The sequence below is a fragment of the Pseudomonas sp. PDM22 genome (assembly GCF_014851965.1).
Lineage (GTDB): Bacteria > Pseudomonadota > Gammaproteobacteria > Pseudomonadales > Pseudomonadaceae > Pseudomonas.
This window is the reverse complement of record NZ_JACVAR010000007.1, coordinates 135,982-156,871: the sequence shown is the minus strand read 5'-3', so window position 1 is coordinate 156,871 and position 20,890 is coordinate 135,982. Positions and strand designations below refer to the sequence as shown.

20 protein-coding genes and 1 pseudogene are annotated in these 20,890 nt (G+C 66.9%); 12 read left to right on the top strand and 9 right to left on the bottom strand.

Annotated features, from left to right (window positions below):
- Positions 1-285: 285 nt before the first annotated feature.
- Together IB255_RS31340 and IB255_RS31335 are read left to right on the top strand one after the other, a co-directional pair.
- Positions 286-1,524: pseudogene (locus tag IB255_RS31340) on the top strand (chemotaxis protein); the annotation flags it as partial.
- A gap of 150 nt (positions 1,525-1,674) precedes the next feature.
- Positions 1,675-2,430: a methyl-accepting chemotaxis protein gene (locus IB255_RS31335; RefSeq protein WP_412548133.1), complete on the top strand. Its 756-nt coding sequence runs from the start codon at positions 1,675-1,677 to the stop codon at positions 2,428-2,430.
- A gap of 116 nt (positions 2,431-2,546) precedes the next feature.
- Here IB255_RS31335 and IB255_RS24070 read toward each other — a convergent pair whose 3' ends face one another.
- From IB255_RS24070 to IB255_RS24055, 4 genes are read right to left on the bottom strand one after another with little or no spacing between them, the layout of a single operon-like run.
- Entirely contained in the window at positions 2,547-3,866 is a 1,320-nt protein-coding gene (locus IB255_RS24070; protein WP_081520497.1) for a sensor histidine kinase, read from the bottom strand.
- Positions 3,863-4,537: a response regulator transcription factor gene (locus tag IB255_RS24065; RefSeq protein ID WP_081520498.1), complete on the bottom strand. Its 675-nt coding sequence runs from the start codon at positions 4,535-4,537 to the stop codon at positions 3,863-3,865. Before IB255_RS24065 ends, IB255_RS24070 begins: the two co-directional genes overlap by 4 nt.
- A complete protein-coding gene (locus IB255_RS24060; protein WP_081520499.1) occupies positions 4,537-4,851 on the bottom strand; it encodes a PepSY domain-containing protein in 315 nt (104 codons plus the stop codon). Before IB255_RS24060 ends, IB255_RS24065 begins: the two co-directional genes overlap by 1 nt.
- Positions 4,851-5,159 (bottom strand): PepSY domain-containing protein, encoded by a 309-nt coding sequence (locus IB255_RS24055; RefSeq protein ID WP_081520500.1) that lies wholly within the window; start codon positions 5,157-5,159, stop codon positions 4,851-4,853. The genes IB255_RS24060 and IB255_RS24055 overlap by 1 nt, the downstream gene beginning before the upstream one ends.
- A gap of 147 nt (positions 5,160-5,306) precedes the next feature.
- On the opposite strand from IB255_RS24055, the gene IB255_RS24050 reads away from it, so the two are divergent.
- Together IB255_RS24050 and IB255_RS24045 are read left to right on the top strand one after the other, a co-directional pair.
- Positions 5,307-6,389 (top strand): hypothetical protein, encoded by a 1,083-nt coding sequence (locus IB255_RS24050; protein WP_081520501.1) that lies wholly within the window; start codon positions 5,307-5,309, stop codon positions 6,387-6,389.
- A gap of 33 nt (positions 6,390-6,422) precedes the next feature.
- Positions 6,423-6,794 carry a DUF5329 domain-containing protein gene (locus IB255_RS24045; protein ID WP_081520502.1) on the top strand — a complete coding sequence of 124 codons (372 nt, stop codon included), beginning with the start codon at positions 6,423-6,425 and terminating at the stop codon, positions 6,792-6,794.
- Between the two features lie 210 nt (positions 6,795-7,004).
- Here the strand turns inward: IB255_RS24045 and IB255_RS24040 are convergent, their stop codons facing one another.
- Genes IB255_RS24040 through hmpA form a run of 3 tightly spaced genes read right to left on the bottom strand, consistent with a single transcriptional unit; the run spans position 7,005 to position 9,671 of the window.
- Positions 7,005-8,195 carry an NnrS family protein gene (locus tag IB255_RS24040; protein ID WP_081520503.1) on the bottom strand — a complete coding sequence of 397 codons (1,191 nt, stop codon included), beginning with the start codon at positions 8,193-8,195 and terminating at the stop codon, positions 7,005-7,007.
- The gene (locus IB255_RS24035) at positions 8,182-8,439 is read right to left on the bottom strand and encodes a transmembrane sensor/regulator PpyR (protein ID WP_081520504.1); all 258 of its coding nucleotides are present in this window, start codon (positions 8,437-8,439) and stop codon (positions 8,182-8,184) included. The genes IB255_RS24040 and IB255_RS24035 overlap by 14 nt, the downstream gene beginning before the upstream one ends.
- 50 nt (positions 8,440-8,489) lie before the next feature.
- On the bottom strand, positions 8,490-9,671 hold the full coding sequence (hmpA, locus tag IB255_RS24030) for an NO-inducible flavohemoprotein (protein WP_081520505.1): 1,182 nt from the start codon (positions 9,669-9,671) through the stop codon (positions 8,490-8,492).
- A 171-nt stretch (positions 9,672-9,842) separates the two neighbouring features.
- On the opposite strand from hmpA, the gene norR reads away from it, so the two are divergent.
- Both norR and queD read left to right on the top strand, forming a co-directional pair.
- Complete coding sequence (gene norR / locus IB255_RS24025; protein ID WP_081520506.1) at positions 9,843-11,402, top strand: nitric oxide reductase transcriptional regulator NorR; 1,560 nt, start codon at positions 9,843-9,845, stop codon at positions 11,400-11,402.
- A gap of 107 nt (positions 11,403-11,509) precedes the next feature.
- Entirely contained in the window at positions 11,510-11,866 is a 357-nt protein-coding gene (gene queD / locus IB255_RS24020) for a 6-carboxytetrahydropterin synthase QueD (protein ID WP_017516521.1), read from the top strand.
- A 64-nt stretch (positions 11,867-11,930) separates the two neighbouring features.
- Here the strand turns inward: queD and IB255_RS24015 are convergent, their stop codons facing one another.
- The gene (locus tag IB255_RS24015) at positions 11,931-14,291 is read right to left on the bottom strand and encodes a DNA polymerase II (protein ID WP_081520507.1); all 2,361 of its coding nucleotides are present in this window, start codon (positions 14,289-14,291) and stop codon (positions 11,931-11,933) included.
- Positions 14,292-14,442: 151 nt separating this feature from the next.
- Between IB255_RS24015 and IB255_RS24010 the strand changes: the two genes are divergently transcribed.
- On the top strand, positions 14,443-15,594 hold the full coding sequence (locus tag IB255_RS24010) for a murein transglycosylase A (protein ID WP_081520508.1): 1,152 nt from the start codon (positions 14,443-14,445) through the stop codon (positions 15,592-15,594).
- Positions 15,595-15,756: 162 nt separating this feature from the next.
- Positions 15,757-15,996 (top strand): hypothetical protein, encoded by a 240-nt coding sequence (locus tag IB255_RS24005; RefSeq protein WP_139791688.1) that lies wholly within the window; start codon positions 15,757-15,759, stop codon positions 15,994-15,996.
- A 5-nt stretch (positions 15,997-16,001) separates the two neighbouring features.
- Here IB255_RS24005 and IB255_RS24000 read toward each other — a convergent pair whose 3' ends face one another.
- Positions 16,002-16,958: an AraC family transcriptional regulator gene (locus IB255_RS24000; RefSeq protein ID WP_081520510.1), complete on the bottom strand. Its 957-nt coding sequence runs from the start codon at positions 16,956-16,958 to the stop codon at positions 16,002-16,004.
- A 190-nt stretch (positions 16,959-17,148) separates the two neighbouring features.
- Here IB255_RS24000 and IB255_RS23995 point away from each other — a divergent pair, with 190 nt between their 5' ends.
- The 4 genes from IB255_RS23995 to IB255_RS23980 all read left to right on the top strand — a co-directional run bounded on the left by IB255_RS23995 (position 17,149) and on the right by IB255_RS23980 (position 20,889).
- On the top strand, positions 17,149-18,060 hold the full coding sequence (locus IB255_RS23995; RefSeq protein ID WP_081520511.1) for a bile acid:sodium symporter family protein: 912 nt from the start codon (positions 17,149-17,151) through the stop codon (positions 18,058-18,060).
- Complete coding sequence (locus IB255_RS23990; RefSeq protein ID WP_081520512.1) at positions 18,057-18,800, top strand: sulfite exporter TauE/SafE family protein; 744 nt, start codon at positions 18,057-18,059, stop codon at positions 18,798-18,800. The genes IB255_RS23995 and IB255_RS23990 overlap by 4 nt, the downstream gene beginning before the upstream one ends.
- Complete coding sequence (locus IB255_RS23985) at positions 18,797-20,590, top strand: N-acyl-D-amino-acid deacylase family protein (RefSeq protein ID WP_081520513.1); 1,794 nt, start codon at positions 18,797-18,799, stop codon at positions 20,588-20,590. The genes IB255_RS23990 and IB255_RS23985 overlap by 4 nt, the downstream gene beginning before the upstream one ends.
- A gap of 158 nt (positions 20,591-20,748) precedes the next feature.
- Positions 20,749-20,889: a hypothetical protein gene (locus IB255_RS23980; protein WP_167523196.1), complete on the top strand. Its 141-nt coding sequence runs from the start codon at positions 20,749-20,751 to the stop codon at positions 20,887-20,889.
- Position 20,890: the final 1 nt, after the last annotated feature.

The window sequence follows — 20,890 nt, the reverse complement described above, 5'->3', positions numbered from 1 at the left end:
ACTCCTCTCGCGGATCGCCGCGCCTGGGCGCGGGCAAAAGGCGCGCACTCTGCCAAACCCCTGGCGGGGTGTCAAAACCCGTGTCGAATCAAGACGTTTCCAGAGTCGCCAGGCGTGAATTTCACCGCCGCTTGCACGCTTTTTGCCTGAAAGTCGCCGCCCGTCGTCAGGGCACGCCAGAATCGCCTGTTTTCCCGCGTTTCGCCCCGTCACGGGTCAAGAAGATTCGGGAAAGGCCGATATATCAGGCATCCCAGCGCTTAGTTCAAACAAGGATTCCCCTCCATGCTGCTGCGCCGTCTCTCCATCCAGTGGAAGATCACGTTGCTTGCCGGGCTGTGTCTGCTCGGCGTCGTCTCGCTGCTCTCCGGCCTGTCCGTCTACCGCACGCAAACCAGCACCGCGCTGGTCAAGCAATCGAGCACCGAAATGCTCGATGAAGCGGCCAAGGCCCGCCTGCAATCGCGCGGCGAAGTCCAGGCCATGCGTATCCAGCGCTACATCATGGATGCCTACCAGTACGGCAAGGGCTTCTCGCGGCAGGTACTGTTCCTGCGCGACCAGGCGCAGAAGCGCTTCCTTGACGCCTATGACCTGCGCGAAGACCTGACCCGCCAGGTGAAGACCGCACTGGAAGGCAACCCGGAACTGCTGGGCCTCTATGTCGCCTTCGAACCCGATGCGCTGGACGGCAAGGACAAGCTCTTCGCCGGCCAGGGCGAGCTGGGCAGTAACGACGCGGGCCGTTTCTCCATCTACTGGTCGCAGGCCACCCCGGGCCACCTGGAATCGGAAGCCATGGCCGAGTCGCTGCTGCAGGACACCAGCCCAGGCCCGAGCGGCAGCGCCTACAATGCCTGGTTCACCTGCCCCAAGACCACCGGCCAACCCTGCGTACTGGACCCGTACTTCGACGACGTCGGCAACAAGCGCATGCTGATGACCAGCATCGCCTTCCCGCTGGAACTGGACGGCAAGGTCATCGGCGTCATGGGCCTGGACATCAGCATGGAGAAGCTGCAGGAAATCAGCGTCGAGGGCAGCCAGGAGCTGTACGACGGCCAGGGTCGCGTCAGCATCGTCAGCGCCGCCGGCCTGCTCGCCGGGCACAGCGCGGATGCCTCCAAACTGAGCAAGAACCTCAAGGAGGTCTACCCCAACCAGGGCGCCGACCTGCTGCAGGCCATCGCCGCCAACCATGAGCAGGTGTTCCGCCAGGACGACCAGCTGCGCGTGGTCGAGCCGCTGCAACCGATCCCCGGCTCCAAGCCCTGGGGTGTGCTGCTGGAAGTCCCGCAGAACGTCCTGCTCGGCCCGGCCATCGAGTTGCAGAACGAACTGGACAACCAGCGCGTGCAAGGCACCGTCTCGCAACTCGGCTTCGGTTTGATCGCCATCCTGATCGGCCTGTTCGCCATGTGGCTCACCGCCCGCGGCGTGACCCGGCCGATCCTCAACGTCGCCGCCATGCTGCGCAACATCGCCAGCGGCGAAGGCGATCTGACCAAACGCCTGGACTACAGCGGCAAGGACGAGCTGGGTGAACTGGCCGGCTGGTTCAACCGCTTCCTCGACAAGCTGCAGCCGATCATCCGTGACGTGAAATCCTCAGTGCAGGACGCCCGCGCCACTGCCGACCAATCCTCGGAAATCGCCAGCCAGACCAGCGCCGGCATGCAGCAGCAGTTCCGCGAAGTCGATCAGGTGGCCACCGCCTCGCAGGAAATGAGCGCCACCGCCCATGACGTCGCCAACAGCGCCGCCATGGCCGCCGATGCCGCCCGTGGCGCCGACGGCGCGACCCGTGATGGCCTGAGCGTGATCGACAACACCACCCGCCTGATCGACGAACTGGCCAGCGACATGAGCAGCGCCATGAGTCAGGTCGAAGGGCTGGCGGCGAGCAGCGAGCAGATCGGCTCGGTGCTGGAAGTCATCCGTGGCATCGCCGAACAGACCAACCTGCTGGCGCTCAATGCCGCCATCGAAGCGGCCCGCGCCGGTGAGGCCGGGCGCGGCTTCGCGGTGGTCGCCGACGAGGTGCGCAACCTCGCCAAGCGCACCCAGGATTCGGTGGAGGAAATCCGCCAGGTCATCGAAGGCCTGCAGAACGGCACCCGCGACGTGGTCGGCGCCATGAACAACAGCCACCGCCAGGCGCAGGACAGCGTGAACCAGGTCGAACAGGCCGTGGCCGCGCTGAAGCGCATTGGCGACGCCGTGGGTGTGATTACCGACATGAACCTGCAGATCGCCAGCGCCGCCGAGGAACAGAGCGCGGTGGCCGAGGAGATCAACCGCAACGTGGCGGGCATCCGTGACGTCACCGAATCGCTGTCCAGCCAGGCGCAGGAATCGGCGCAGGTCAGCCAGTCACTGAACAAGCTGGCGAACCATCAGCAGGGGCTGATGGATCAGTTCCGCGTCTGAGCCCCGCAGCAGGATCGGTCGCCGGCAAGGCCGGCTCCTACAGGTGAACGCCGAGTCATATCGGACCTTGTAGGAGCGGGCCATGCCCGCGATCCGCCGGCAAGGCCGGCGTCAGATTAGACCGTGCGGCGCGGCAGCTCCACCACCACTCGCAACCCGCCCAGCTCGCTGCCTTCCAGGGTCAGGCCACCCCCACAGGCCGCCGCGATATCCCGCGCTATACCCAAGCCCAGGCCGTGCCCGGCCACCTGCTCATCCAGCCGCGTGCCACGCTCCAGCACGCTGTCACGCTGGTCCTCGGCAATGCCGGGGCCATCGTCATCAACGCTCAACCGGTAGGCATCGGCGCCCTTCTCAACCGTCAGGCGAACCTGGGCATCGGCCCATTTGCAGGCGTTATCCAGCAGGTTGCCGAGCATCTCCAGCAGGTCCTCCCGGTCATACGGCAGGCGCGTCGCGGGCGGCGCCTGCCAGTCGATGGCGAGGTGGTCGCCATGGATGAGCTTGAGCATGTCGCACAGGCTTGGCAGCTCCGCATCGCAATCGAAGTGGGCGCCGGGCAATGCCTCGCCCACCAGCCGCGCGCGTCCCAGCTCGCGGGCCAGGCGCTGCTCGATCTGCTCCAACTGCTCCTGCAACACACGCCGTAGCTCGGGGTGCTCGCGCAGCTCCTCGCGGTCGGCCAGGCTGATCAGCACGGCCAGCGGCGTCTTCAAGGCATGGCCGAGATTGCCCAACGCATTGCGCGAGCGGCGCAAGGTGTCCTCGGTGTGCTGCAGCAGATGGTTGGTCTGCTCCACCAGCGGCTCCAGCTCGCGCGGTACCTGGCGGTCCAGCTGGCTGCGCTGACCCTCCTGCAACTGCGCGATCTGCTGGCGCACGCGCTCCAGCGGGCGCAGCGCGCGGCGCACGGCGAAGCTCTGGAACACCAGGATCAGCAGCAGCGCCAGCGCGCCGGCCCCCAGGCCGATATTGCGCAGGCGGTTGAAGCTCTTGAGGACGGGTGTGTAATCCTGCGCGACGACAATGTTGAGCTTCTTGCCGTAGCGCTTGTAGTCGCCGCGGAAGACCAACAGGCGCTGACCCTCCGGGCCTTTTTCCAGCTTGCTGGCCAGGCCCTTGTGCGACGGCAGCTTCAGCTCGTTGTCCCACAGCGAGCGCGAACGCCAGGTCTGGTCATCGAAGCGGATCACGAAGTAGCGCCCGGAGAACAGCCGCTCATAGGTGGCGTCGACCCGCTGTCCGTCCAGCTGCAGCCCGGCCGGGCCACGGGTGATGCCCACCAGCAGGCTTTCCGCCTCGTCCTGCAGGCCGTTCACCAGGTAACGGCGCAAACCCTGGTCGAACAACCAGAGACCCGCCTGGGCCAACGCCAGGCCGACCACCACCAGTACCACGCCAAGCCCGAGTCCGAGCCGGCGCTGGATCGACATCAACGGCCGACTCCGTTGCCGGTGAAGCGGTAGCCCTGGCCACGACGGGTTTCGATGATCTCGCGGCCGAGCTTGCGCCGCAGGTGGTTGATATGCACCTCGATGACGTTGGAATCGCGCTCGGTCTCGCCGTCATACAGGTGCTCGGCCAGGTGCGATTTCGACAGCAACTGGCCGGGGTGCAGCATGAAATAGCGCAACAGACGGAACTCGGCGGACGTCAGGTCGACCTCCTTGCCGCCCTGCTGCACGCACTGGCGCGACTCGTCGAGGCTCAGGCCGGCGACTTCCAGCTGGCTCTGGTTGGCCAACCCACGGGCACGGCGCAACAGTGCCTGGATGCGCAGCAACAGTTCCTCGGGATGGAACGGCTTGGTCAGGTAATCGTCGGCACCGGCCTTCAGGCCATCGATGCGCTCAGCCCAGGAACCCCGTGCGGTAAGGATCAGCACCGGAATCGAAAGCCCCATGCCGCGCCACTCCTGCAGCACTTCCAGGCCGGGACGGCCCGGCAGGCCGAGGTCGAGGATCACCAGGTCGTAGGGCTCGCTGGCACCCTGCACGGCGGCGTCGCGGCCGTCGGCCAGCCAGTCCACCGCATAGCCCTGGCGGGTCAGGGTCGCCAGCAGCTCATCGGCCAGGGGTACGTGGTCTTCCACCAGCAGCAGGCGCATCAGTCGTCTTCCTTATCCTTGAGGATGCGGCCGTCGCGGGCATCCAGTTCCAGTTCGCGCACCACGCCTTCGGTGGTCAGCAGTTCCACCTCGTAGATGTAGGTGTCGTGCTCCTTCTCCAGTTCGGCTTCGAGCAGGCGCGAGCCGGGGTAGCGGCTCAGCGCGGCGGGGAGGATTTCCTCGAAGGGACGGATCACCCCTTCCTTGCTCAGGCGCAGGGCTTCGTCCTGGCTCAGGTCATGGGCCTGCGCGACGCCAGCAATGGCGGCAAGCGCCAGGCCGAGCAGCGCCACGCGCGGCAGAACGGTCTTCATCAGTCATCCTGGTGATCGGTGAGGACTTCGCCGGTGACCGCATCCAGTTCGACATCCCACTTCACGCCCTGGGCGTCCTTGAGGTCGACCTTGTAGAGATAGCGGCCATGTTCCAGCTCGAGCTCGCTATCGTACACCGAACCGCCGACATGCTTGGCCAGCGCAGTGCGGTTGAGCTCCTCGAAGTTGCGGATGGTGCCGGCATCGCGCAGGCGCAGCGCCTCGTCCGGGCCGATGTCGTGGGCTGTGGCAGCGCCCGCGCCCAGCAGCAGGGCGGAGAGCGCGGTCAGGATCAGCAGCCATTTCATGAGCGTACCTCGTCAGAATCTTCTTACCTCCAGATTAAGGCGAAGGACTTAATTCAAGCTGAATCGGCAAGGATCATTCACCTGGTGAAGTATCCTTGCTCCCTGCGTACAGGCTCTATAATCGCGGCCTGCCAAAGCGAGGCCCGCATGACCGCCATCCAGATCAAGACCCCCGCCCTCACCCTCAAGGCCGGAAGCCGCGCGCTCCAGCGCATCCGCGAACAGGGGCTGGCCCCTGCCGATGTAGGCATCCTCCCCGGCGCCGCTGGCGGCCCGAAGGCGCTGGGCATCCAGGGCCTGGACCTCGCCCTGTTCGGTGAATGGCTGCCGCGCGCACCGCGTGAGCGCTCGCTGATCGGCGCCTCCATCGGTTCCTGGCGCTTCGCCAGCGCCTGCCTGCCCGATCCGGCCGCCGGCATCCGCCGCCTCGGCGAGCTCTACACCGAGCAGCGTTTCGCCCGCAACGCGAGCATCAGCGACGTATCGAAAAGCTGCGCGAAGATGCTCGACGACCTGCTCGATGGCCACGATGCCAGCGTGCTGGACAACCCCTGGTACCGCCTCAACGTCGTGGTGGTGAAGAGCCACGGTCGCCTCGCGCAGGACGGCAAGGCCAACCTCGGCCTGGGCCTGGGCGCGGTGATCCGCGACAACCTGATCGGCCGCCGCCACCTGCACCGGCACTTCGAGCGTCTGATCATCCACGACGCCCGCCGCACACCACCGCTGGAGGCGCTGTCGGACTTCCCCTCGCGCTACCTGCACCTGGACCTGGCCAACCTGCGCCATGCCCTGCTCGCCTCCGGCTCCATTCCCATGGTCATGGAAGGCGTGCGCGACATCCCCGGCGCCGGCCCCGGCACCTACCGCGACGGCGGGCTGCTGGACTACCACCTGGACCTGCCCTACCAACCCGAGGGCGTGGTGCTCTACCCGCACTTCACCGACAAGGTCATCCCCGGCTGGTTCGACAAGGGCCTGCCCTGGCGCCGCGGCGACGCCGGCCGCCTGCAGGACGTGCTGCTGCTGGCGCCGTCGAAGGACTACCTGGCACTCCTGCCGCACAACAAGCTGCCGGACCGCAAGGACTTCCACCGCTACCTGGGCGACGACGCGGGCCGCGAGCGCTACTGGCGCAAGGCAATGGATGAAAGCCGGCGGATGGGTGACGAGTTCCTTGAACTGGTAGACAGCGGGCGCCTCGGCGAACGGCTGCAGCCGCTGACATAATCAGCGGCTTCACGCCTACAGCAAGGAATCGCCATGCCGCACTCTCGAAAGCTTCGCTCGCTTCTGGGCGCTCTCCTGCTCATCAGCATGGGCGCGCAGGCCGCAGTCGATGAGAAGGCGCAGCGGGAAATCACCCAGTTGCTGGACTTCGTCGAGCTCAGCGGCTGCCAGTTCATCCGTAACGGCAGCGAGTACCCGGCCGCCGAAGCACGCGCGCACCTGCAGAAGAAGATGGATTACCTGGAAAACAAGAACATGGTGAGCAGCGCAGAAGACTTCATCGAGCGCGCCGCGACCAAGAGCAGCATGAGCGGCCAGCGCTATCAGGTGGATTGCCCGGCGGGCAAGCAGGACTCCAGCGCCTGGCTGAATGACGAGCTCAAGCGGCTACGCCAGCCTCAGTGAAGCTTTCCCGCAAATGCGTAGCAGCGGACTGCGTCCACGGCGGCCCCCAGGCCGCTCAGGTCCGTAGTCCGTAGGGCGCATAACCCGGAACGGGTTATCCGCCGATGGGCCCGCGGCGGATAACGCTGGCGCGTTATCCGCCCTACGACCTGTAGGCGCGGGCCATGCCCGCGAGCCGCCGCCGAAAACGGCGTTACCGCAACACTCCGATCAGCCCGGCTGCCCATCCAGCCGCGGCTTCCAGAACATCGGACCGTAGTGCCAGGCGAACATCAGGAACGCCACCACCCAGCACGCTGCCGCGATGCTCAGGCCTTCCAGCGGCCACCACATCACCAGCAGCACCCGCGCGACGACACCCAGGTTGAGCAGCGCGAAGGCCCAGGACATCACCTTCGGCGGTTGCAGCGGGCGACCGGTGTGGCCAAGGCTCACCCGCGCGACCATCGCCAGGATCAGCCCGCCGACGCCACCCACGGTGAGCGCGTGGATTGCCAGGCTCACGTTGAAGCTCGGCGAGAAGTTCCACAGCGCCATGCCTGCCGGGGCCAGCATCATCCACAGATAGGCCAGGTGCAGCGACCAGAGCAGCGGCACGCCCCAGTAGTCCTTGTCGTACCAGCGCCACAGACGGACCAGATGCCCCACCGCCAGCGCGGCGAACAGCAGGCCCACCAGCGGGTGCGGCGTCAGGCCGATGCCGACTGCGCTCAGCACCGCCACCAGCATGGTGCCGCCCAGCAGCGAATTGTCCAGCCAGTTCCAGGCCGGCACCTGGGCGGTGCGGCCCAGCCCGCGCTGGGTGAAGAAGGGAATCACGCGGCCGCCGATCAGGCCCATCAGCGCCGCCACCAGCCATAGCGCACCCAGTGCGCCACCGCGCTGCCAGGCATCGTTGCCGGTCCAGACGCCGGCCATCACCAGCACGTCGGCGAGTGTCAGCAGGCTCAGCACCGCGATGATCGGGTAGTTACGCTTCTGCCGGACCTGCCACAGGCTGCGGCCAATGAAGAAGGCCAGCGCCGGCATGAACGCCAGCTCGAGCACGGTGACCAGCCACAGCGGCGCACCCACGAGCCAGCCAACCCGCGCCGCGAGCCAGACCAGCGACAACACCATCAGCGGCTTGCCGCTGACACCGGGGCGGCCGGTCCAGGTCTGCACCGCGGTCAGCAGGAAGCCGGCAATGATCGCCGCCGCGAAGCCGAAGAGCATTTCATGACGGTGCCAGGCCAGCCAGCCGCCCAGCGGTTGCCAGGCCGGCAGCACACCGAGCAGTACCGCCGCCCAGGCCGCGATGGCGATCAGCGCGAACACCGCGCCACCGAGGAAGAACGGGCGGAAGCCCAAGCGCCACAGGGGCGGTATGGTCAGCAGAGCTTTTCGATCAACCAGTAACACAGCAAGCCTCCCAGCCTTCCTTGCGCATCTGATGTTGGGCTACCAGCCGCAGCACATAGCCCAGCTTCAATAGTGTCGGGCCGAGGATGGTGAAGGCATGCGCTGCGACAATGCTTTGCAGGTTCAGATGGCCATCGACGAAATAGGCTCCCACGATTCCCAGCAGCAGTAATACGAGCCCGCCGGTCAGCAGTGACCAGGACATCGACAGATTGCGTTGCGGGCAGGCGAACAGACTTTCCATCACACACCTCCTCGGGTTGCGCCGGCCCGCCATCGGGCCGGCGCTCAGGTTCAGGCCTCCAGCGCGCTGGCCGGGCCGAAGAACTCGTAGTGGGACTGTTGCTCGGGCACGCCGATATCACGCAGGTGGCGCTTCACCTGGGCCATGAACGGCTTGGGACCGAGGAAGTAGGCGTCCAGGTCGCGGTCTTCCGGCAGCCAGTCCGCCAGCAGCTCGCGGCTGAGGAAGCCTTCGATGTGGGACGCGTCCTGCGCGCGCGGCTCGCTGTAGCAGAAGTAATGCTTGAGCTGCGGATGCTCGTCGGATTGCGCCTCGACCCATTCGCGGAACGCATGCACGCCACCGTGGCGGGCGCAGTGGATGAAGTGCACTTCACGCCCGGACTCCAGCGCCGGCTTGAGCATCGCCAGCGCCGGGGTGATGCCCACGCCGGCGGTGATCAGGGCCAGCGGCTTGTCGCCACCGCGCAGGACGAAATCGCCCGCCGGCGGGAACAGGTCCAGCTCGTCGCCCACGCTCAGGCGATCGTGCAGGTAGTTGGACGCCTTGCCTTCGGGCTCGCGCTTCACGCTGATGCGGTACTCACGGCCGTTCGGCGCGTCGGACAGCGAGTAGGTGCGACGCACTTCCTCGCCATCGATCTCCAGGGACAGGCCGATGTACTGGCCGGGCTGGAAGTCCAGCAGCGGCTCGCCATCCAGCGCCTGGAAGTAGAAGGAGGTGATTTCCTCGCTCTCGGCTTCCTTGCGGGCAATACGGAAGCGCCGCGCGCCACGCCAGCCGCCATGTTGCTCGGCGTTCTGCTGGTACACCGACTCTTCGGCGCCGATCAGGATGTCGGCCAGCTGGCCGTAGGCGGCGGCCCAGGCGTCGATCACGGCCTGGGTGGCGATCTCCTCGCCCAGCACTTCGCGGATCGCCCGCAGCAGGCAGCTGCCAACGATCGGGTAATGTTCCGGCTGGATCTGCAGGGCAACGTGCTTGTTGACGATCTTCGCCACCAGCGGGCCGAGCTGCTCCAGCTCATCGATGTGGCGGGCGTACATCAGCACGCCGTTGGCCAGCGCACGGGGCTGGTCGCCGGAAGCCTGGTGCGCCTGGTTGAACAGCGGACGAACTTCCGGGTACTCGCTGAGCATCATCTTGTAGAAGTGCTGGGTCAGGGTCTCTCCGCCGGTCTCCAGCAGCGGGACAGTGGCCTTGACCAGGGTACGGTGTTCGTTGGACAGCATGTGGATCTCCTCGGGTTGGCCAGGCAATGAGTGGGTGCGCCTGAGCTTTCTGACTGAGGTATTTCAGGAAGCGTGCCAATCCCGCAGGCCTCTGTTTCCGGGACTTTCGCCTGAAAATGAGTCATAATGACCACGCAAATACCAGGTCAAAACGACTCCAAAGAGGTCAATATGACTCGCAACCCTCTTCTGGCCACCCTGCTTCCACTGGTTGCCGACCTGTCCCGCGAGCTGCCGGAAAGCGAACGCTATCGCCGCCTGCTGGAAGCCCTGCGCGGTCTGCTTCCTTGCGATGCCACCGCCCTGCTGCGCCTGGAAGGCGACCAACTGGTGCCGCTGGCCGTCGATGGCCTGAGCCAGGACACCCTCGGTCGCCGCTTCAAGATCAGCGAGCATCCGCGCCTGCGCGCCCTCATCGAGCACCCCGGCCCGACCCATTTCGCCGCCGACTGCGGCCTGCCGGACCCCTATGACGGGCTGGTGGAGGGCTTGCACGGCCACCTGGAAGTCCACGACTGCCTCGGCTGCCCGCTGCTGGTGGACGAGCAGCCCTGGGGCCTGCTGACCCTGGATGCACTGGACCCCGAGCGCTTCTCCACTGGCGACCTGGACAACCTGGAAGCCTTCGCCAGCCTCGCCTCCGCCACGGTGAAGGCCAACCAGCGCATGACCGACCTGGCCCAGCGCGCCGAGCACGAGCAGCAGCGCGCCGACGCCTACCAGCGCGCCTCCGGCGACCAGCCCAGGGAGCTGATCGGCCAGAGCAAGTCGCACCAGGCGCTGATGCATGAAATCCAGGTGGTGGCCGGCAGCGACCTGAGCGTGCTGATCACCGGCGAAACCGGCGTCGGCAAGGAACTGGTCGCGCAGTCGATCCACGCCAATTCGCTGCGCCGCACCGAGCCGCTGATCAGCCTGAACTGCGCGGCGCTGCCGGAAACCCTGGTGGAAAGCGAACTCTTCGGCCACGTCCGGGGCGCCTTCTCCGGCGCCGTGGGCGAGCGTCGCGGCAAGTTCGAACTGGCCGACGGCGGCACCCTGTTCCTTGACGAAGTGGGCGAGCTGCCGCTGGCGATCCAGGCCAAGCTGCTGCGCGTGCTGCAGAGCGGCCAGTTGCAGCGCCTGGGCTCGGACCGCGAACACCATGTGGACGTGCGCCTGATCGCCGCCACCAACCGTGACCTCGCCGAGGAGGTCCGCGCTGGCCGCTTCCGCGCCGACCTCTACCACCGCCTGAGCGTCTATCCGCTGCGCGTTCCGCCCCTGCGCGAGCGCGGCAACGACGTGTTGCTGCTGGCCGGCTACTTCCTCGAACAGAACCGCCCGCGCCTGGGCCTGCGCAGCCTGCGCCTGACCCGCGAAGCCCAGGCCGCGCTGGTCGATTACGCCTGGCCGGGCAACGTGCGCGAGCTGGAACACCTGATCGGCCGCGCCTCGCTCAAGGCCCTGGCGAACCACTCGCAGCGCTCGCGCATCCTCAGCCTGGGTGTCGACGACCTCACTCTGAACGCCCTGCACAAAGGCGCGCCCGATGCCGGCGCGAGCAAAGGCGACAATGCCATCGGCGAGGAGCTGGCGGGCGAGCTTCGCCCGGCAGTGGACGCCCTCCAGCGCCGGATGATCAGCCAGAGCCTGGAACGCCACGAAGGCAACTGGGCAGCCGTGGCGCGCGAGATGGGGCTGGACCGCGCCAACCTCAATCGCCTGGCGAAACGCCTGGCGATCAAGTGAGCCGCTGGCCGGATCGGCCGGCCCGGAGGGTGCGATGGTGATAGACTGTGCGCCCATTTTCCGGCCGGCCCGTTCCAGGGCCGGCGATCGTCACAGAGCACGCTACTTTGGAACTGTTCAAGGAATTCACCTTCGAGTCCGCCCACCGCCTGCCCCATGTTCCCGCCGGGCACCAGTGCGGACGTCTGCATGGCCACTCCTTCCGGGCCGCCATCTACATCGAGGGCGAGGTCGATCCGCATACCGGCTGGATTCGTGATTTCGCCGAGATCAAGCAGATCTTCAAGCCGATCTACGACCAACTCGACCACAACTACCTGAACGACATCCCCGGCCTGGAAAACCCCACCAGCGAAAACCTCTGCCGCTGGATCTGGCAACAGCTCAAGCCGCTGCTGCCGGAGCTGTCCAAGGTGCGCGTGCACGAGACCTGCACCAGCGGTTGCGAATACCGCGGCGACTGATGCGCCCCACGCCATGAAAAAGGGCCGGCCATTGCCGGCCTTTTTCATTTCGGCGCGCCAGGCCTCAGAACAACCCCATCTGGCGGTCGACCAGCGCGCTGAAGTCATCGTCCACGAAGGGCAGGATGGCGTCAGCGATGGGCTGAAGCTGCCGGCTGACGTAGTGGTCGTAATCGATCGGCGAGCTGAGCGTTTCCAGCGGCTCCGGGCCGTTGACCGTGATCACGTAGCTGATCCAGCCACCGCGCTGGTATTGGCGCGGGCGGCCCTGGCGCTCGTTGTAGTCGTCGGCGATACGCGCGGCGCGCACGTGGGGCGGCACGTTGCGTTCGTAGTCGCCGAGCTGGCGACGCAGGCGCTTGCGGAAGATCAGCAGGTCATCCTGCTCGCCCGCCAGCGTGCGGTTCACGTAGTCGCGGACGTAGTCCCGGTATGGCTGGCGCTGGAAGATGCGCAGGTACAGCTCCTGCTGAAACTGCTGGGCCAGTGGCGACCAGTCGGTGCGCACCGTTTCCAGGCCCTTGAAGACCATCTCGTCGCTGCCGTCATCACGTCGCACCAGGCCCGCGTAGCGCTTCTTGCTGCCCTCTTCGGCGCCACGGATGGTCGGCATCAGGAAGCGCCGGAAGTGCCGTTCGAACTGGATTTCCAGCGCACTCTCCAGCCCGTACTCCTCGCGCAGGTGGTCACCCCACCACTGGTTGACGTGACGCACCAGCGCGTGGCCGATCTCGGCGGCGGCTTCCTCGTCGTGGGCGCGACCCAGCCAGACGAAGGTGGAGTCGGTGTCGCCATAGATCACCCGGTGCCCCTGCCCTTCGATCAGCTCGCGGGTGCGCCGCATGATCTCGTGGCCCCGCATGGTAATGGACGAGGCCAGGCGCGGGTCGAAGAAACGGCAGCCGCTGGAGCCAAGCACGCCGTAGAAGGCGTTCATGATGATTTTCAATGCCTGGGACAACGGCGCATTGCCGTCACGCTTGGCGGCGTCGCGACCCTGCCAGACGCGCTCGACAATGGCCGGCAGGCAGTGCTGCGTGCGCGAGAAACGCCCGCCACGGAAGCCGGGAATCGACGCCTCGTCCGAAGGGTCGCTCAGGCCCTCCACCAACCCCACCGGGTCGATCAGGAAGGTACGGATGATCGACGGGTACAGGCTCTTGTAGTCCAGCACCAGCACCGACTCGTAGAGCCCCGGGCGCGAATCCATGACGAAGCCGCCAGGGCTGGCTTCCGGTGCCTTGCCACCGAGGTTCGGCGCCACGTAGCCCAGCCGGTGCATCGGCGGCAGGTACAGGTGGGTGAAGGCCGCCACCGAGCCGCCGCTGCGGTCCGCCGGCAGACCGGTGACGCTGGCGCGCTCGAGCAGGAAGTCGAGGATGCGGGTCTTGTCGAAGATGCGCGTGACGAGCTCGCAGTCCTTGAGGTTGTATTTCGCCAGTGCCGGCTTGTCCTCGGCGAAGCGGCGGTCGATCTCGGCCATGCGGTCGTAGGGGTTGTCGATGGACTTGCCCTCGCCCAGCAGCTGCTGCGAGACGCTCTCCAGGCTGAACGACGGGAAGCTCCAGAACGCCGAACGCAGCGCCTCGATGCCGTCGATGATCAGCCGCCCCGCCGCCGCGGCGAAGTAGTGGTTGCTCGAGGCGTGCTGCCGCCAGCCCATTTCGTCGCCACCGCGCCCCAGGCGCAGAGGAATCTCCAGGCGCTTGGCGTGCTCCTGCAGCACCCGCAGGTCGAACTGCACCAGGTTCCAGCCGATGATCGCATCGGGGTCGTGCTCCGCCAGCCACTGGTTCAGGCGCTCCAGCAGCTGCGCGCGGCTGTCGCAGTACTCCAGCTCGAAATCGCGCTCGCCATCGACACCGTTGGCCGGGCCGAGCATGTACACCTGGCGCTGGCCGCAGCCTTCCACGGCGATGGAATAGAGGTCGCCACGGATGTTGGTTTCGATGTCCAGCGAGGCCAGCTTCAGCTTTGGCCGGTACTCCGGCGCCGGCCGCAGTTGGGCGGTGACGGTGCTGCCGCCCTCGCCCGGCTCGCCGCTGAAGGTGACCGGGGCGGTGATGAAGCGCTCCATCAGGTAGCGCTCGGGTGGGCGGATGTCCGCTTCGAACACCTCGACGCCAGCCTCGCGCAGGCGCTTTTCCAGGTTCATCAGTTGGCGATGCTGCTGGCAGTAAAGGCCCAGCACCGGGCGTTGCTGGAAGTCGCGCAGACCCAGCGGGCGCAGTTCGGCGCCGCGCTCGCCGGCCAGCAGCTTCTCGGCGCGGGCGCGCTGTTCGGCCGGCACGAAGGCTACCGACGTCTGCGGCGGCAGCAGCACGTGCCGGGGCCCGTCATCGGTGGCCAGCCAGAAACCCACCTCGGTGCCTTCGGGCGTATCCCGCCAATGTCGCGTCAGGACGAAACCCTGCCTTGCCTCCACGCTCTAACCACCCGTCAGTCGATTCATGCCGACATTCTACCGGTCCGCCTGAGGATTCGTTGCAAGGCATGTAAATCCGACCGATGCGTTTGACGCACGCCCCGCGTCTGCCCAAGCTAGCGGGCTTTCGTTTGCCTGCCAGGACTCGCCCGTGACCGATTCGTCCCGCCACTGGACCCGCCCTCTCCTCGCCACCCTGTGTTTTTCCACCCTGCTCTCCGGCTGCGGCCTGTTCGGCGAAAAGCCCGAAGAAGCCCAGGCGCCCACCTATTCCAAGGCCGGCTGGTCGGACCTGCCGCAGACCGCCGACACCGACGTGCTGCAAGGTTTCAGCGCCTGGCGCTCGGCCTGCGCGGTGCGCCTGAAGAAGGATGACATCTGGGCCGCGACCTGCGCCGACGCCGCCAGCGTGCCGGCCTCCGCCCCGGCGATCCGCCAGTTCATGCAGGCGCACCTGCAGCCCTACCAGCTTCGTTCCGGCGAAGGCAGCAAGAATGGCCTGATCACCGGCTACTACGAGCCCGTCTACCGCGGCAGCCAGCAGCGCGACGCCAAGCACACCGTGCCGGTCTACGGCGTACCGAAGGATCTGATCACCGTGGCGCTGGACAGCGTCTACCCGGAACTCAAGGGCAAGCGCCTGCGCGGCAAACTCGAAGGCAACACCCTGGTGCCCTACGCCGACGCCGCCGGCATCCGCCGCGATGGCGTCAATGCCCCCGTGCTCGCCTGGCTACCCGACCCGATGGACCTGCAGTTCCTGCAGATTCAGGGCTCCGGCCGCGTGGAGCTCGCCTCCGGACGCCAGCTGCGCCTGGGCTACGCGGACCAGAACGGTCGGCCGTACAAGCCGGTAGGCCGCTGGCTGGTGGAACAGGGGGAGCTGAGCAAGGAAGAGGTCAGCATGGCGCGCATCCGCGACTGGGCGCGCGCGCACCCGCAGCGCGTCGACGAGCTGCTGGCGAGCAACCCCAGCTACGTGTTCTTCAGCCAGCGCCCGGACAGTAACGAGGGCCCGCGCGGCTCGCTGAACGTGCCGCTGACGCCCGGCTACAGCGTGGCCATCGACCGCAAGGTCATCCCGCTGGGCAGCCTGATGTGGCTTTCCACCACCCGCCCGGACGGCGCGCCAGTCGTGCGCCCGGTAGCTGCCCAGGACACCGGCGGCGCCATCGTCGGCGAAGTGCGCGCGGACCTGTTCTGGGGCACTGGCGACGCTGCCGGCGAGCTGGCCGGGCACATGAAGCAGGACGGCCAGCTGTGGCTGCTGTGGCCCAAGGACAAGGCGCTGCCGGGAGCCTGAATCGAATTGCGCATGAAGGCATCAGACAATTCATTCAGAGGTAATTCCTACTCGTCCTACAGAGCTCTCTGAATCACCGGCAGCACCGCACACCGGAAAATGGCCGGCGAATCCAGGCACTCCCTGGTTTCGCCGACTCTCTATCCGAACGCAGTGACCGCCATGAAGAAAAACCAGCCTCCCCTTCGCTCGCAGCGCCAGCACCGTGGCTGGCCGCTGGACTACGACGTGCTCTGCTGGATCGGCGCCATCGCCCTGATCCTGCTGTTCTTCGGCGTCGATCAGTTCTTCGTGTCGAAGCTGCCGGGCACCGGTGTCATCGAGCACCAGCGCAGCGTTCCCCGGCGCCTGGACCTGCCCGCTGCCCAGGCGCTGGCAACGGTGAACCATAACCGCCAGTAAGCGCTTCAGTTGCCCTGGCGGAACTGCCCCGGCGTCATCCCGCTCCAGCGTCGGAAGGCCTTGGCGAAGGCGCTCTCGTCGGAGAAACCCAGGCGCTCCGCCACCTCGCCCAGCCGCGACGAATCGCGCAGCAGCTGCTCGGCCATGGTGTACAACACCTGCTCGCGCAGCAGCTTGAAGCTGGTGCCCTCGTCGGCCAGCTTGCGATTGAGATGACGGCCACTGAGTTCCAGCTGATCGGCCACCTTCTCCTTGCCCCAGCGCGGGTTCTGCCGCAGCAGTTGCTGCACGCGCGCGGCGAGGCTCTGCGCGCCCAGGCGTTCCAGCTGCGCATCGGCCAGCGCACGCAGGTGCTCGCGCATCAGCGCATTGGCCTGGATCAGCGGCACGTCGAGATCGGCCAGGGCGAAGCTCAGCGCGTTCTCGGTGCAGAAAAAATCCACCGGGCACTCCAGCAACCCGACGTAACGTGAAGGCTCGCCCCGTGCGGCATGGCTCAAAGCCAGGCGCTGCGGCCTGACGCGGTCGCCAGTGATCCAGCGCGTCAGGTGCACCAGGCTGGCCAATGCGGCCTCCACCCGCTCCTCGCGGCGTACGCTGTAGCTGGGGCGATAGACCAGCCGCACCTGCGTAGCGTCCTGCTCACTCTGGAACTCGCTGCCCTCGGCAATGATCGGGTAGTACTCGAGCAAGGCGTCCAGCGCCTCGCCGTAATGCTCGCAGCTCATCAGCAGCGCGCCGACCATGTCCAGGTGCCCGACCTGCAGGGCGCTGCCCAGGTGCAGGCCCAGCAGCGGGTCGCCCGAGGCGGCGCAGAGGGCTTCCCAGAAGGCGTCCTGGCGCTGCAGGGGGATGCGCGGTTCGAGGCTGGCGGCCTGCAGATCGGCAGGCACCGGCAGCCCCAGGCGCTGGGCGGCCTGCAGGATGCCCTGGGCGTAATGGACGGTAATGGTGTGCGGCATGGTCCCGAATTAACCGGCGAAGGTCCCGATTGAGCCGTTACCGGGCGGTAACGCTCCCCTATGCTTGCCAATTACAACGATAAATACAAACAAGAGTCGCCTTGCATGCTGATTGAAACCGGAGCCGCGCCCGTGCCGCCGGCTACTGCCCGTTCGCCATTCCCCGCCCTCCTGCTGCGGGAGAACGGCGATGCCTGAAGTCCATCTCGAATTCTCCGGCGGTTCGATGATCGCGCTGAACGCCATCATCGCCCTGATGATGTTCGGTGTATCGCTGGAACTGCGCCGCGACGACTTCGCCCGCATCCTGCGCCAGCCCAAGGCGCCGGTGATCGGCATGCTCGTGCAGTTCCTGCTGCTGCCCGCCGCCACCTGCCTGCTGACCATCGCCCTGCCGATCGACCCGGAACTGGCGCTGGGGATGATCCTGGTCGCCACCTGCCCCAGCGGCACCTTCTCCAACATCATGACCTGGATGGCCCGCGGCAACGTCGCGGTGTCGGCCAGCGTCACTGCCGTATCGGGGCTGAGCGCGGGCATCTTCACGCCGCTGAACTTCGCCCTCTACGCGGGGCTGAACCCAGCGACCCGCGACCGCCTCACGCAGATCCACATCGACCCGCTGGAACTGGTGGGCGTCGTGGTGCTGGTGCTGATCCTGCCGATGCTGCTGGGCATGGCCCTGGGCCGGCACAAACCGCAGCTCGCACAGCGCCTGGAGAAGCCGCTGCGGCAGTTGTCGCTGCTGGTGATGCTCGGCTTCGTCGGCATGGCCTTCGCCAAGAACTTCCAGCAGTTCATGGGCTACTTCCACCTGTTCTTCTGGCTGGTGCTGCTACTCAACGGCACTGCATTGCTGCTGGGCTACACCTGCGCGCGGCTGTGGAAGCTGCCGGACGCCGACGTGCGTGCGGTGACCCTGGAAAGCGGCATCCACAACTCCGCGCTGGGCATGGCGCTGATCCTCACCTTCTTCCCGCAGGCCGGCGGCATGCTCCTGATCGCGGCGTTCTGGGGCTGCTGGCAGCTGTTCTCCGGGCTGGTACTGGCGCAACTCTGGGCGCGCCGCGAACCCCGCGCCGCCGCGGTGACGGCGTCATGAATGCGCCCGCCCTCGCCCTCGGCGGTTTCATCCTGCTGGCCTACACCCTGGAAGCCATCACCGGCTTCGGCAGCGTGGTGATCGCCCTGTCCCTCGGCGCGCTGCTGATGCCCATCGAGACACTGCTGCCGATCCTGGTGCCGCTGAACATCGGCATGACCGGCTACCTGTGCTGGCGCCACCGCCGCCTGATCGACACGCGCCTGCTGCTGCGCACCGTGCTGCCGGGGATGCTCATCGGCATGCTGATCGGCTACCTGCTGTTGCCGCACCTGGACCCGCAACCGCTCAAGCGCGGCCTTGGCGTGCTGATCCTCTGGTTCGCCGGCCGTGAGTTGTGGCGCCTGCGCGCCAGTGCCCCGGAGCGCGGCAGAACGCCCAACTGGGTGGTGCGCCTGGCCACCGGCGCCGCCGGGGTCTGCCATGGCCTGTTCGCTTCCGGCGGGCCACTGCTGGTCTACGCGCTCTCGACCCGCCCGCTGGACAAGACCCGCCTGCGCGCCACCCTGGTCTGCGTCTGGTTCACCCTCAACGGCCTGCTGACCCTTGCCTTCCTCCTCGACGGCCGCCTGCGACCGGCGCTGCCCCAGGTGCTCGCCTACGCGCCCCTGCTGCTGCTCGGCGTATGGCTGGGCGAACGCCTGCACCACCGCTTCGAGGAACACCACTTCCGCCTCGCCATCCACTGCCTGCTGCTGGTCAGCGGCGTCCTGCTGCTGTCGCCCTGGAGCCTCCTGTGAGCTACGACATCATCATCAAGAACGGCCTGTACTTCGACGGCAGCGATGCCCCCGGCAGCCTGCGCCACGTCGGCATCAAGGATGGCCGCATCGACACCCTGAGCGTCAGTCCGCTGGACGAAAGCGGCTGCACGCAGATCATCGACGCCGCCGGCAAGTGGGTCACTCCCGGCTTCCTGGAAATCCACTCGCACTACGATGCCGAAGCCATCGCGGCGCCGGCACTGAAGGAGTCGGTGCGCCATGGCGTGACCACCGTGTCGGTGGGCTCCTGCTCCATCAGCATGGTGCTGGGCGAGGCCGAGGACTGTTCGGACCTGTTCACCCGTGTCGAAGCCGTGCCACGCGAGCAGGTGCTGCCGATCCTGCGTGACAAGCGCACCTGGAAGGACGCCAAAGGCTACCGCGCCTTCTACGACCAGCAGCCGCTGGGGCCCAACCTCTGCTCCTTCCTCGGCCACTCCGAGCTGCGCGTCGCGGTGATGGGTCTGGAGCGCGCCATTAGCGGCGCCAAGCCCAGCGAAGCCGAGCTGCAACGCATGGAAGAACTGCTGGAACAGGCGCTGGACGCCGGCTGCTTCGGTCTCTCGGTGATGACCACGCGGCTGGACAAGATGGACGGCGACCGTGCCTGGTCCAGCCCGCTGCCCTCCACCTTTGCCAGCTGGAAGGAATTCTCCCGCCTGTTCGCGGTGTTGCGCCGGCGCAACGCGCTGATGCAGGGCGCACCCAACGCCGTCACCAAGATCAACGTGTTCGCCTTCCTCTACCAGGCTCACGGCTGGTTCCGCCGCCCGCTCAAGTGCTCGATGCTCACTGCGCTGGACTTGAAATCCCAGCCCTTCATGCACCGCATCACCCGCGCCTCCGGCTGGGTCGCCAACCGCCTGCTGCGCGGCCGCTACCGCTGGCAGACCCTGCCCGCGCCCTTCGTGGTGCGCATCGAGGGGCTGAACATGAACGGCTTCGAGGAGTTCGGCGCCGGCGAGGTGCTGCGCGACATCAAGGACCCGGAAGAGCTCTACACGCGCATCCAGGACCCGGCCTTCCGCGAGCGCTTCAAGAAGGACATCAAGGCCACCCTCAGCCTCGGCCTGTGGCACCGCAACCTGTCCGACTGCTGGGTGCGCGAATGTCCGGATGCATCAATGGTCGGGCGCAACTTCGAGGACATCGGCCGCGAGCGCGGTCTGGACCCGGTGGACGCCTTCTTCGAGCTGGCCGGCCAGTACCGCAACGAGCTCAAGTGGACCACCTGCTACGGCAACCACCGCCCGGAAATCATGGGCAAGCTGCTGGCCAGCCCCTGGACCCAGCCGGGCTTCGCCGACTCCGGCGCGCACCTGGCTTCCCACGCGCAGTACAACTTCCCGCTGCGCATGCTCAAGTACGTGCGCGATGCCGAACTGGCCGGGCAGAGCTTCATGGACACCGGCCGCGCCATCCACCGCCTGACCGGCGAGCTGGCGGACTTCGCCGGGATCGACGCCGGCTACATCCGCGTCGGCGACCGCGCCGATCTGGTGGTGGTCAACCCGGCCGGCCTGACCGATGAGCTGGATGAGGTCTGCGAAGCGCCCATGGAGATCATCGGCCTGACGCGGCTGGTGAAGCGCAACGATGATGCGGTGGAGGCCACGCTGATCAACGGGCGCGTGGCTTATCGGCGCGAAAGCGGCTTCCCGGAGGCTCTGGGCAAGGAGCGTGGGTTCGGGCGGTTCCTGCCGGGACGGGACGTGCTGAGCCGCCCGCAGGAAGTGCCGGCCGGGGAACCGGCATTCGGCCGGTAGTTGCGGCGCGCTCGATTGGCGCCAGTCATGCCGGCGATCCGTAAGCAGGGCTTACGGTGCCGACGCTTGCCGCGATACCGCGCGGCTGGCCGAGATTGACGCCCTGCCGCGCACTCACTAGAGTGCGCGGTTTCCGACATCCCCGTAATACCTGCACCATGACCCCGTTCTACCGCTTCGCCGACCCGAGCCTCGCCCTGCTGCGAGAACCTCCGCGCGTACGCAAGATTGATACGGTGCTGCGCCGTCGCCGCAGCGTGCTGTTCGCCTTCACCTTCTCCCCGCCCGCCGGCTGCTGAG

Excerpts from the sequence above, each read along its gene's own strand:
- IB255_RS23980 (WP_167523196.1), top strand. The coding sequence starts at position 20,749 with ATGACCCCGTTCTACCGCTTCGCCGACCCGAGCCTCGCCCTGCTGCGA.
- IB255_RS24050 (WP_081520501.1), top strand. The coding sequence starts at position 5,307 with ATGACCGCCATCCAGATCAAGACCCCCGCCCTCACCCTCAAGGCCGGA.
- IB255_RS24000 (WP_081520510.1), bottom strand. The coding sequence starts at position 16,958 with ATGCCGCACACCATTACCGTCCATTACGCCCAGGGCATCCTGCAGGCC.
- IB255_RS24005 (WP_139791688.1), top strand. The coding sequence starts at position 15,757 with ATGAAGAAAAACCAGCCTCCCCTTCGCTCGCAGCGCCAGCACCGTGGC.
- IB255_RS31335 (WP_412548133.1), top strand. The coding sequence starts at position 1,675 with ATGCAGCAGCAGTTCCGCGAAGTCGATCAGGTGGCCACCGCCTCGCAG.
- IB255_RS24045 (WP_081520502.1), top strand. The coding sequence starts at position 6,423 with ATGCCGCACTCTCGAAAGCTTCGCTCGCTTCTGGGCGCTCTCCTGCTC.
- IB255_RS24055 (WP_081520500.1), bottom strand. The coding sequence starts at position 5,159 with ATGAAATGGCTGCTGATCCTGACCGCGCTCTCCGCCCTGCTGCTGGGC.
- IB255_RS23995 (WP_081520511.1), top strand. The coding sequence starts at position 17,149 with ATGCCTGAAGTCCATCTCGAATTCTCCGGCGGTTCGATGATCGCGCTG.
- IB255_RS24065 (WP_081520498.1), bottom strand. The coding sequence starts at position 4,537 with ATGCGCCTGCTGCTGGTGGAAGACCACGTACCCCTGGCCGATGAGCTG.
- norR (WP_081520506.1), top strand. The coding sequence starts at position 9,843 with ATGACTCGCAACCCTCTTCTGGCCACCCTGCTTCCACTGGTTGCCGAC.
- hmpA (WP_081520505.1), bottom strand. The coding sequence starts at position 9,671 with ATGCTGTCCAACGAACACCGTACCCTGGTCAAGGCCACTGTCCCGCTG.
- IB255_RS24060 (WP_081520499.1), bottom strand. The coding sequence starts at position 4,851 with ATGAAGACCGTTCTGCCGCGCGTGGCGCTGCTCGGCCTGGCGCTTGCC.
- IB255_RS24035 (WP_081520504.1), bottom strand. The coding sequence starts at position 8,439 with ATGGAAAGTCTGTTCGCCTGCCCGCAACGCAATCTGTCGATGTCCTGG.
- IB255_RS23990 (WP_081520512.1), top strand. The coding sequence starts at position 18,057 with ATGAATGCGCCCGCCCTCGCCCTCGGCGGTTTCATCCTGCTGGCCTAC.